9 protein-coding genes are annotated in these 11,131 nt (G+C 62.9%); 5 read left to right on the top strand and 4 right to left on the bottom strand.

Annotation, left to right across the window (positions count from 1 at the left end):
* From VFO93_RS12745 to VFO93_RS12735, 3 genes are all read left to right on the top strand, one after another.
* Positions 1-204: hypothetical protein (locus tag VFO93_RS12745; protein ID WP_325134757.1), on the top strand; the 204-nt coding region annotated here is incomplete at its 5' end.
* A complete protein-coding gene (locus VFO93_RS12740; RefSeq protein WP_325134756.1) occupies positions 188-3,109 on the top strand; it encodes a PAS domain-containing sensor histidine kinase in 2,922 nt (973 codons plus the stop codon). The genes VFO93_RS12745 and VFO93_RS12740, both read left to right, overlap by 17 nt.
* 126 nt (positions 3,110-3,235) lie before the next feature.
* Positions 3,236-3,952 (top strand): GAF domain-containing protein, encoded by a 717-nt coding sequence (locus VFO93_RS12735; protein WP_325134755.1) that lies wholly within the window; start codon positions 3,236-3,238, stop codon positions 3,950-3,952.
* Here VFO93_RS12735 and VFO93_RS12730 read toward each other — a convergent pair.
* The 3 genes from VFO93_RS12730 to VFO93_RS12720 all read right to left on the bottom strand — a co-directional run bounded on the left by VFO93_RS12730 (position 3,927) and on the right by VFO93_RS12720 (position 6,889).
* Positions 3,927-4,457, bottom strand: coding sequence for a TetR/AcrR family transcriptional regulator (locus VFO93_RS12730; RefSeq protein ID WP_325134754.1), 531 nt, complete (start codon positions 4,455-4,457; stop codon positions 3,927-3,929). The two genes, VFO93_RS12735 and VFO93_RS12730, sit on opposite strands and share 26 nt — an antisense overlap.
* Positions 4,458-5,180: 723 nt before the next feature.
* Entirely contained in the window at positions 5,181-5,966 is a 786-nt protein-coding gene (locus tag VFO93_RS12725; RefSeq protein ID WP_325134753.1) for an SDR family oxidoreductase, read from the bottom strand.
* Positions 5,967-6,073: 107 nt separating this feature from the next.
* Positions 6,074-6,889: a phytanoyl-CoA dioxygenase family protein gene (locus VFO93_RS12720; protein WP_325134752.1), complete on the bottom strand. Its 816-nt coding sequence runs from the start codon at positions 6,887-6,889 to the stop codon at positions 6,074-6,076.
* Positions 6,890-7,197: 308 nt separating this feature from the next.
* Between VFO93_RS12720 and VFO93_RS12715 the strand changes: the two genes are divergently transcribed.
* Positions 7,198-8,754: a hydroxymethylglutaryl-CoA reductase gene (locus VFO93_RS12715; RefSeq protein ID WP_325134751.1), complete on the top strand. Its 1,557-nt coding sequence runs from the start codon at positions 7,198-7,200 to the stop codon at positions 8,752-8,754.
* 263 nt (positions 8,755-9,017) lie between these two features.
* The gene (locus VFO93_RS12710; protein ID WP_325134750.1) at positions 9,018-9,716 is read left to right on the top strand and encodes a hypothetical protein; all 699 of its coding nucleotides are present in this window, start codon (positions 9,018-9,020) and stop codon (positions 9,714-9,716) included.
* A gap of 106 nt (positions 9,717-9,822) precedes the next feature.
* Here the strand turns inward: VFO93_RS12710 and VFO93_RS12705 are convergent, their stop codons facing one another.
* Positions 9,823-11,025, bottom strand: coding sequence for a homogentisate 1,2-dioxygenase (locus tag VFO93_RS12705; protein WP_325134749.1), 1,203 nt, complete (start codon positions 11,023-11,025; stop codon positions 9,823-9,825).
* Positions 11,026-11,131: the final 106 nt, after the last annotated feature.

Here is an 11,131-nt window from a genome sequence, read left to right as displayed (position 1 = left end):
TTTGTAGTTCGCGTTTTTTACGACGTTCGCTCGTTGCAAAAACGCGAACTACAAAGTTCGCGCTACGGTACCCGGTCGCCGGGGGCGCATCCTGGCCGGGGCGGGGGCAACGCACCGCGGCTGAACCAGAAAACTATTTATTTTGTAGCCGCTAAAATTTTTACGCTGGCCGCTATCGGCTTTTTGTATGTTCCCTGCTTCTGAGCCGCTGCTGCCCGCTGACGTGGCCCAGCCCACTGGGTTTTTGCATACACTGCTCACGATGTCGCTGACCGCCGTGGCGGTGCTGCGCCCCCTCTACGACGCTACCCACTCGGTTATCGAGGACTTCGCCTGGGTGTACCTCAATGCGGCCGGCCAGCGTATGCTTCAGCAGCCCGAGCGGCCGGCCGCGTCGCTGCGCATGCTGTTTCCGGCCGCCCAGGCCGATGGGGTGTTTGCCACCTGCTGCCGGGCCTACGAAACGAGCGAGCTGCAACGCCACCACACCAACTACCAGGCCGACGGGCTCGACGGCTACTTCCGGCTGGTGGCCCAGCGCTACGAGAACGTGCTGGTCGTCAACTTCACCGACACCAACGACCAGCCGCGCACGCCCGTGGAGCAGGCCCTGCGCGACACCCAGGCCGCCGAGCAGGCCGCCCGCGCCGAGGCCGAAGCCCAGCGCCAACGCTTCTACGAGGTGCTGATGGCCCTGCCGGCGCCGGTGGCGACGTACCAGGGCCCCGACCACGTCTACCACTTCGTGAATGCCGCCTACCGCCGCTATTTCCCGGCGCAGGACCTGCCCGGCCGCTCGCTGCGCCAGGTGCTGCCCGAAGCCGAGGAGCAGGGCGTGTTGGCTTTGCTGGACCACGTGTACCAGACCGGCGAGCCCAGCTACCAGCAGGAGCTGGAGGTGTGGCTCGACCACACGGGCCAGGGCCAGCAGCGCCGGCAGTTCTTTTTGAACCTCTGCTTTTACCCCTTGCGCGACGCCCAGGGCCGCATCGATGGCGTCCTCGATTTTTCTTACGACGTGACGGAGCAGGTGCAGGCCCGCCGTCACTTGGAAGAGCTGAACCAGGAGCTAGAAGCGCGGGTGCAAAAGCGCACCCGGCAGGTGCAGCAGCAAAGCCAGCGCTTGGCCCGCCTGGTGCAGGAAGCGCCCGCCGCCATTGCCCTGCTCGGCGGCCCCGAGCTGGTGTTTGAGCTGCTTAACGACGACTACCAGGCGCTGTTTCCCGAGCGCCCGCTGCTGGGCCGGCCCTTGCTGGCCGCCGTGCCCGAGCTGGCCGATACGCCGCTGGCCGAGGTGTTGCAAAAAGTGTATCGCACGGGTGAAACCTTCGAGGGGCAAGAATCTCCTGTTCCCTTCGCCGACCCCGACGGGCAGGTGCGCAACCGCTACTTCGACTTTATTTACCAAGCGCGCTACAACGAATTCGACGCCATCGACGGGCTGGTAGTTTTCGGCTTCGACGTGACCGAGCGTGTGCGCCGCCGCCAGCACACCGAAGGGCTGCAAACCCAGCTGCTGGCCGCTGCCGAGCAGCGGGGGCAGCTGCGTCAGGAGGTGCTGAAAGTATTCCAACAAGCCCCCCTGTCGGTGCTGGTGCTGCGCGGGCCTGCGCACGTGGTCGACTACATCAACGACTACGGCCAGGGCCTCATCGCCGGGCGCGAAGTCATCGGGCAGCCCCTGGCCGAGGCGATGCCCGACATGCTGGCGCAGGGCTTCGTGGCGCTGCTCGACCAAGCCTACCGCACCGGCGAAACCCAGCGCGGGCACGAAGTGCGGATGCTGGTAGACCAAGCCGACGGCCAGCCGCCCCGGCCCTACTACTTCACCTTCACCTACCAGGCCTACGAGGAGGCGGGCCAGCGGGTGGGCGTGGCCATGTTCGTGACCGACGTAACCGCGCCGGTGCTGGCCCGCCAGCAAACCGAACGCCTGCAAGCCGAGCTGCTGCGCGTGGCCGAGCGCCGCGCCCAGGAGCGCGACGACCTCTACCAGGTGGTGGCCCAAACGCCGGTGGCCGTGCTGCTGCTGCGCGAGCCCGCGCACCGCATCGATTATTATAACGCGGCCTTTCTGGACGTCTTTCCGCCCGAGGGCTGGGCGGGCGGCGAGCTGCTAGGCCGCGAGCTGGCCGAAATCTACCCCCGTATGCGGGCGGCGGGGCTGGTAAAGCTGCTCGATGAGGTTTTCGCCACCGGCGTCAGTCAAACGGTGCTCGAAATGCCGCTGGCCGAGCTGCAGCCCGGCAGCCCGCGCTACATCACCCTGGCCTACCAGCCCTACCGCGAGCAGGGCCGCATAGTGGGGGTGGCGGCCCTGGCCTACGATGCCACCGAGCAGGTGCTGGCCCGCCAGCAGGTGCAGCTGCTCAACGAGCAGCTGGCCTCCACCAACCTGGGGCTGAACACCGCCAACACCCAGCTCACGCACGCCAACGCCGACCTGGATACGTTCATTTACACGGCCTCGCACGACCTGCGGATGCCCGTGGCCAACCTCGAAGGCCTGCTGGCCGCCCTGCGCCAGGAGCTGCTCGACGAGCCCGTCATCAAGCGCGACGTGGAGTTTATTATGGGGTTGATGGATGAGTCCATCAAGCGTTTTCAGACCACGCTCGGGCACCTTACCAGCATCATCGAGCAGCAGGCCAACGGCCTGCGCCGCGAGCCGCTCGACCTGGCAGCGCTGGTAGCGGAGGTACAGTTGGATTTGGCGCCCCTGCTGGCCGAAGCCCAGGGCGAGCTGCTGGTTGATGTGCAGGCCTGCCCCATCCTGCACGGCTCGCCCAAGGACGTGCGCAGCATCGTCTATAACCTGCTCAGCAACGCCCTCAAGTACCGCGCCCCCGGCCGCCCCGCCCGCGTGCAGCTGCTGGCCACTTGCGACGCGCAGTGGGCCGAGCTGCGCGTGCAGGACAACGGCCTGGGGTTGAGTTCCGCGCAGCAAAGCCAGCTCTTCGGCCTCTTCACGCGCCTGCACGACCACGTGGAGGGCTCGGGCGTGGGCCTTTATTCCATCAAGCGCCTCATCGACAACCGGGGCGGTACCATTACCGTTGAGAGTGCCCTGGGCGAGGGCTCTACGTTTCGCGTGCGGCTGCCCCTGTAGGCTGGTGCGCCGGGGCCGCGTGGGCTCCGCCGCACCAGCCTTCGCCAAGCCGGCAAAACCTGCGGCCGGTAGTTGAGTTATTTCCCGCCTGCCACCTGGTAGGCACTTGCCCCGTTTACTTTCCTCATGGCCACCCCCGCCTACCTGCTACCCGGCAACGAAGCCGCCCGCCTGCGGGCGCTGGGGGCCTCGGCGGTAGCCGACGCCTTTGCCGAGCCCGTTTACCAGCAGCTGGTAGAGGTAGTGGCCCGCGCCTACCAGCTGCCCAGCACTTTCCTTTCTACGGTAGGGGCCGAGCAGGTCGATTTTCCGGCCACGCACGGCGTGCCGGGCCTGTGCGCGCTGCCCCGCGAAGAGTCGCTCTGCGCGCTGGCCGTGCGCCAGCAACACCCGCTGGTGCTCAATCACCTGCTTACCGCGCCAGCCAATGCCCACCAGCGCACCGCTCAGCGGCTGGGCCTGGCGGCCTACGTGGGCGTGCCCGTGCTGCTGGGCGAGGGGTTGGCCGTGGGCGTGCTGTGCCTGGGTAGCCCCGTGCCGCGCGAGTTCAGCCCGCACGAGCTGGTAGTGCTGGAAGAGCTAGCCGCCCTAATCAGCGAGCTGCTGGCGGTGCGGCGGCACCTGCCGGCCCCACATTGGCAGGCCGTGCAGCAGTTAGTTGTGGTTGCCCTGCGCCAGATGCAGCACCTGCTCGACCACTTGGCCCGGCACAACCAAGGCAATGTGCCCACACCTACCGCCGTGCTCAATGCCTTGCAGCAGCGCCTGCAAATAGTGCGCGAAATGCTGCCGTCGCCCGCTAGCATTGCCCCGGCGCCTACTGCGGCCCGTACTTGCGCTTAATAAACTCCAGCATGTCGCGCACGTGCTCGTCGGGCTGGTTGGCCTCGATTTTCCAGAGCGCTTCTATCAGCAGCAGCAGCAGTTCGGTTTCCTTTTGCGGCTCGGGGTAGCCAAGCTGCTCAAAGGCCTGCTGCAAGCGCGCCGGCACCGGCCGCATAAAGCGCTCGTGCTGCTGGCGGGCGGTTTCGTAGTCGGCGAGGCGGTATTGCAGCTTCCAGAAGTAGGGCTCGTCCTGCACCATCTTATAGGGCAGGTCAATCACGCTGTGGATAAAGGCGAGCGCGTCGGTTTCGAGCATCCCGCCGCGGTTTTGCTCGATAATGCGCTGATAACCACTCTTGATGATAAAATCCAAGAGCTGGTCTTTCGAGCCGAAATGCTTGAAAATCAAGGCTTCCGACACGCCCGCCGCTTTGGCTACGGCCTGGGTCGAGGTGTTGGCAAAGCCCTTTTCCCCAAACAGCTGCAACGCCACGTTGGCAATGTGTTGGCGGCGGGTAATCATGGGGTAGTGGTGCTAGAGGCAAAAAAACCGAGCGGCAGAACGCTGGGCTAAACGGGCCTTAAACTCGGGATAGAGGCCGCAAGTTCGGCATAAACGCGCGGATTAGCCGGTTTTTTTGGCTGTATGCAGCGTTTCGGTCGAGGTTGGCTTAAACGGAAACCGGCCGATTTGGAAAACCAAATCGGCCGGCTGAGCAACTTTCAGTGTCTGCTAGCGGCGGCGCTCCGAGGCGTGCCAGGCAGAGGGTGGTACATCATCCGGGCGGGGTGGGAACAACGACCGGCTAATCAGAACTGAGAGAGTGTGCGTATTCGGGCGGGGTGGGAGCAACGGCCGAATAAAGAGTGGAGTGGGATAAGCGTCCGGGCGGGGTGGGAGCAACGACCGGATAACAGCAGGTTGAAATGTAACCGGGCGGGGTGGGAGCAACGACCGGGTAAGCAGAGAGAGGGTGGTTGGCTAGCTGGGTGGGAGGCCCTAGCCGTTTGGTGGAACAATATTACGGCGGAAATCCGACTTACAGTAAGTGTTAGCTTACCTATTTTTAGTGAGTACGTACTCACCTAAAGTATAGTAGTCAAAAAGCAATTGATTTTCAGATTTTTAAAACGAAAGTGCAAAATTTTGTCATTTCAAGAAAAAATTGTTTTTCGCAAAAAAGCCCGCTGCAACCGCCAAACGGCGGGCAGCGGGCTTTTCTCTGTGCGTTGAATGTGAGGGCGGCTACAAGTATTTCTCGTAGATGCCAGCCGCGATTTTCTCGACAATGCCCTTGGGCACGACGCTCGTGAGGCCGGCTGATACCTTGTTGAGCACGCCAGGAATGAGTTCGGCTTCGCCCGCGAAAAGGGCTTTCAGGCCGGCGGCGGCCACAGCGGCCGGCGTCATCGATACTTTGTTGGCCACGGCTTGCAGCTCGCTGCCCATGCCGGCGCGGTTGCCGAAGTCGGTATCGGTAGCGCCGGGGCTGAGGCAGGTAACGCTGATGCCGCTGTCTTTGAGCTCGTAGCGCAGCCCCCGGCTGAAGCTGAGCACGAAGGCCTTGCTGGCCGCATACACCGTGAGCGAGGGCACCGCCTGGTAGGCGGCCGTGCTGGCCACGTTCAGGATGTAGCCCCAGCCGGCCTGCCGCAGCTGCGGTAGCAGCGCATAGGTGAGCTGCACCGGCAGGTTGAGGTTGAGTTGCAGCATATTGAGCTGCTCATCCATCTTCAGGTTCTCGAAGCGGCCCCACAGGCCGTAGCCGGCGTTGTTAACCAGCACCGCCAGCCCGCCGGGTGCGTGCTGCCCGGCCCAGGCGGCTACCTGGCCGGCGGCGTCGGGCTGGGTGAGGTCGAGGGCCAGCACGTGGGCGGTGCGCTGGTACTTGGTTTGGGCTTCCTGGGCCAGCGCTTGCAGCTGCGCTTCGGAGCGGGCCACCAGCAGCAGGTCATAGCCGCGCTGGGCCAGGCCCAGCGCCAGCTCGCGGCCAATGCCGCGCGAAGCGCCGGTAATGAGGGCAAATTTCATTTATCAATTATCAATTAACATTTAACAGCTCAATTAAGCTTGTGCAGAGATGCTATAAATTAATAGCTAAGCTGTTAAATGTTAATTGATAACTGTTAAATGAAAAGCTATTTAACAAGGTGAAGGAACCGCAGGTAGAACGGCGTGGGGCTTTCCTCGCTCTTGGGCTGGTACTTGCCCCCGATGATGGGCACGTACATAACGCGGCGGCGCGACTCGGGGCCCACGAGCGGCGACTGCGCCACGCGGTGCCACATGCGGCCGTCGTGCACGGTGAGGTCGCCGGGCTCGGTTTCGACGGCCACTTCGTTGGGGTCGTAGTACACGTCTTTGTAGTACTTCTTGCGGAAGAGCATCTTGCCCAGGCCCTGGCGGTGGGTGCCGGGTATCACGCGCAGGCCGCCGTTGGTGGCCTTAGTGCCGTCGAGGTGCAAGCCCACGTTGAGCATGGGCCGGATTTTCTTGCCGTAAAACACGTCGCGCAGCGAGTCGGTGTGCCAGCCCATCTGCGAAAACTCCGAGCCTTCGACGTTTACGTAGTGGTTGACTACCAGGCCGTCGCGCTCATTCTCACCCACGCGGCCGCCCTTCATTTCGAGCAAAGGAAACAGGGCCTCGAAGCGCGGGTCTTGCAGCAGCTCGTGCAGCACGGGGCTGTGCTGCGAGGCAAAGGCGAAGCGCTGCACGATGGGCGAGCCGTCCACGTCCTTGCCGTACTTGATGGGCACGCCGTTTACCTTTTCCACGTGGTTGTCCAGCCAGTTGCGCTGCACGTCCTGGGTGGCTTTGAGGTAAGCCTGTACCTGCTCGGGCGAGGCGAAAGGGCGGAAGTGCAGAAAGCCGTATTTAGCAAAAAAGGCCCGCTGCTCCTGGGTTAGCTCGGCACCGAGAGTGAAGCGGGGATAGTCGGATAGTGATGCCATAAGGGACAAACCGTCGGCGAGTAAGGTAGAAGTCGGAGACGTAGTAATGAATCAACAAAGATACGCCGCACGCAGGTGGGCGCATCGTGAAGAAGGACGGCGGGCGTGCCGGGCGAAATTATAACCAAAAGGTAACGGCAGGGTTGCGAAAAAAACCAGGCCAATGCCCGAAAAAACGCGATAAGTTTGCGGGCAGGCCTGCTACCGGCCAGCTTATCAGAAGCGCTCAAATTTCAAGCCCGTGCAAAACCCGCGCGATTTTCCTGCGTCTCTTTGCATTCCGGCTCACCCAGTTTTCACTTGCCCCTATGGTTTTCACGCCCAGCCCCCTGCTTCTGAAACTACTTTATACCCGAGGCAGCCTGCACAACCGGCCCGAGGGCGCGGGCGTGGCCTTCAGCATCAAAAACCGCCTCGATACCGTGCGCCTCACTGGCGTGCGCCAGGTGCGGGTGGGCGGGCAGGTAGTGCCGGCCGAAGGCATAACGCTGGACCTGGGCAATGGGGAAGTGCTGGAAGCCAGTGGTATAAATGCCGACCATAGCATCGAGCTACCCGTGGGCCGGGCGCTTACATTCTGGCTGGCTACGCCGCCGCTGCCCGAGGGCCTGCACACGCTGGAAGTGCAGTTTGACACCGATGTGTTCGGGGCCCTGACCGTGGAAGTGGAGGATACCATCGCCAGCCCCGATGGCCGCGTGCGGATTCCGCGCTCCAGCGACGACGACTATGCCGAGGCGGCCATTCAGGCGCGCCAGAAATTTGCCGAAAACTTTACCAACGAAGAGTTTACGCACCTCAAAAATTATTCCTTCGACCCGCACGACCTGCGCGGCAACTGCGAAAGCTTCGTGGGCGTGGCGCAGGTGCCGGTGGGCCTGGCTGGCCCGCTGCTGGTGCAAGGCGAGCACGCGCAGGGCGAGTTTCTGGTGCCGCTGGCCACCACCGAGGGTACGCTGGTAGCGAGCTATAACCGCGGTATTCAGGTGCTTAACCTGTGTGGCGGCGTGAAGTGCACCGTTATTGGCGACGCCATGCAGCGCGCCCCGGTGTTCGTGTTCGACGATGCCCGTGGGGCGCGCGACTTCGGCCGCTGGGTGGCCGAAAACCTGGAGCTTATCCGGCCCGAGGCCGAAAGCACCTCGCGCGTGGCCAAGCTGCAATACATTGATACGTACTTGTCTAACAAATTTGCTTACCTGCGCTTCAACTTCTCGACCGGCGACGCGGCGGGCCAGAACATGGTGGGCCGCGCCACCTTCGCCGCCTGCTCCTGGATACTGGAGCAATACAAAGGCGCGCCCATCCGGCGCTTTTATCTCGAATCGAACTTCGCCACTGATAAGAAAGCCAGCCAGATAAATGTGATGCGCACCCGCGGCAAGCGCGTGGTGGCCGAGGCCGTTATCCGGCGCGACATCTTGCAGCAGCGCATGCGCGTGACGCCCGAGCAGCTGGCCTACCACGGGCAGGTGAGCAACGTAGGAGCCTTTCTGTCAGGGGCTAACAACAACGGCGCGCACTCGGCTAATGGTATTACGGCGCTTTTCATTGCCACCGGGCAAGACGTGGCCAATGTCAGCGAATCGAGCGCCGGGGTGCTGTATTCAGAGGTCACGAAGGAGGGCGATTTGTACATCAACATCACCATTCCGTCGCTCATCGTGGCTACCTACGGCGGCGGCACCGGCCTGGCCACCCAAAACGAGTGCCTGCGGATGCTGGGCTGCGTGGGCCAGGGCACGGTCAACAAATTTGCCGAGATAGTGGCCGGCGTGGTGCTGGCCGGCGAGCTGAGTTTGGGCGCTGCCATTTCGAGCAGCGACTGGGTGAGCAGCCACGAGCAGTACGGCCGCAACCGCTGATAGTGCGCCAGTAGCTAAGGTAACTGCCTGACTAGCAGGCTGGATTTTTTGTAGTAGTGTGTCGTCGTGGGGCGACCGCTGGCTAAGACGCGGCCGACAGCTAGTAGTAAGGTGCTCAGTAGTTTAAAATAAACTACTGATTTTAAGTATATCTAAAGCGAATATAATTCTACTGGAATCGTTATCAAGCATCGCAGAAAACTACCATTGAGGAGCTACTTTTGAGGTAGGCGTTTGCGCCCCCCTTTACTTTTCCGCTCGCTATGACTACGCTTTTACCTGCTGCTTTGCTGTTGGCCCTGAGCCTACCTGCCTCCGCGAACCCGGCCAACGCTACCCCTGGCACCAGCGGCAAGGCAGCCAAAGAAGAGGTGGTCCGCCTGCCGCTGGCGCGGCCTGCCCAGGACACCGCTAAGGTTGGTGCCAAACGGCGGGCTACGGGCTCGCAGCTCACCATCGCCGCCGCCCAACTGCGCGACCTCATCGCCTCAGCTGAAATGGCAGCCCCTGAGCCGCCTACTACCACCACCGACCCGGCCGAAGCTACCGAGCCAAATGCTGAAGCGGCCGCGCTGACCAGCACTTTTCGCCGGCCCGAAGCCCCAATGGGCCGCCGCGTGTACCGCACGCGCCTGCTCCGCACCGGCTACTTTACCACCCGCCGCGAGGCCGTCGAAATTCTAACTTGCACCTACGCCGGCCCGCTGGTGTTGGCCCAGTTGCCCGCCACCGCGGCGGCTCCGGCGCAGCTACTAGCTGGCCCCGGCTACGACCCGGCCGTTGCTCTGCGCCCCCTGCCTCTCACCCAAGAAGCCGTGCTGCGCCTGTGCGGCGACCGTGCCCCGCAGGTGTTGGCCTACGCCCGATACTACGACCTGCACTTTCAGCAAGCGGAGGAAGTGGCGCGGATGTTTGATTACTATAACCGCATCGCGACGATAAAATGGCGAATGGGTGAATGAAGGAGTGAGCGCTTGTCATGCTGAGCGCAGCGAAGCATCTCTATCGCACAGTTGGTCAATGCGGTAGAGATGCTTCGCTGCGCTCAGCATGACAAATGCTCATCCGCTAGTCCATCATGTCGGCCGACCTGGGCGGGTCGGGCACGAAGTCGGGGTTCCAGCTCATAGGGTAGCGCGGGTCGAGGTAGTGCAGCGCCGTTTCGGTGAGGTAGAGCGGGCGGAAGGTATCGACCATCACGGCGAGTTCGTGGGTTTCTTTCTTGCCGAGGCTGGCCTCCACGGTGCCGGGGTGCGGGCCGTGCGGAATGCCGCTCGGGTGCCAGGTAAACGACGCTAAATCGACGCCCCGGCGCGACATGAAATTGCCGGCCACGTAGTACAGCACCTCGTCCGAGTCCACGTTGGAGTGGTTGTAGGGGGCCGGGATACTGAGTGGGTGGTAGTCGAACAAGCGCGGTACAAACGAGCAGATAACGAAGTTGTTAGCCTCAAACGTCTGGTGCACGGGCGGCGGCTGGTGCAGCCGCCCCGTGATGGGCTCGAAGTCGTGGATACTGAAGGCGTAGGGGTAGAAATACCCATCCCAACCCACCACGTCGAACGGCGAGTGGGCGTAGGTGAGCTGGTGCAGCTGGCCCTCCTTGCGCACCTGCACCAGGTAGTCGCCCTCGCCTTCCTCCAGAATAAGCTCGCTCGGCGGGCGGATATCGCGCTCGCAGTAAGGCGAATGCTCCAGCAATTGCCCGAAGTGGTTGCGGTAGCGCCGGCACGTTTCGACGGGACTGAACGACTCGATGATGAGCAGGCGCACCGGCCCTTCCTCGAAGTGCAGCTGGTGAATGATGGTGCGCGGCACCACCAGGTAGTCGCCCGGCTCGAAGGCCACCTTGCCGCACTGGCTCCACAGTTCGCCGCGGCCTTCGTGCACAAAAATCACCTCGTCGGCCAGGGCGTTTTTGTAGTAGTAGGCCATCCGCTTGTCGGTGGGGTTGCAGATGCTGAGCGTACAGTCGGCGTTGCCCAGCATGGTTTGGCGGGCCGCCAGGTAGTCGCCGCCGGTGGTGGTCTGGGCTAGCGTGCGCAGGTGCTCGGGCGAGAGTGCCCGGTCTTTAAGCAGCTTCACGGCGGCGGGCTTGGGCTCGCCCACGTGCTTTATCTGGGTAGGCGCGTGCTGGTGGTAGAGCAGCGACGACACGCCGTGAAAACCCAGCGTACCAACTAATTGCTCGGCATACAGCGAGCCATCGGGCTGCCGGAACTGGGTGTGCCGCTTGCGCGGAATCTGCCCCAGACGATGATAATAAGCCATAAGAAAACGGGGTGGGAGTAGGCGGCGAAGATACGCCACCCGGCTAAGCGCTGCGCGTTGCGCTGGCCGCCGTTTAGCGCGCAGCGCGTAACGGCAGGCCGACCAG

Origin of the sequence: Hymenobacter sp. (genome assembly GCF_035709525.1) — a bacterium.
Lineage (GTDB): Bacteria > Bacteroidota > Bacteroidia > Cytophagales > Hymenobacteraceae > Hymenobacter.
The sequence above is the reverse complement of the archived record's forward strand: the minus strand, read 5'-3'. Positions and strand labels throughout refer to the sequence as shown.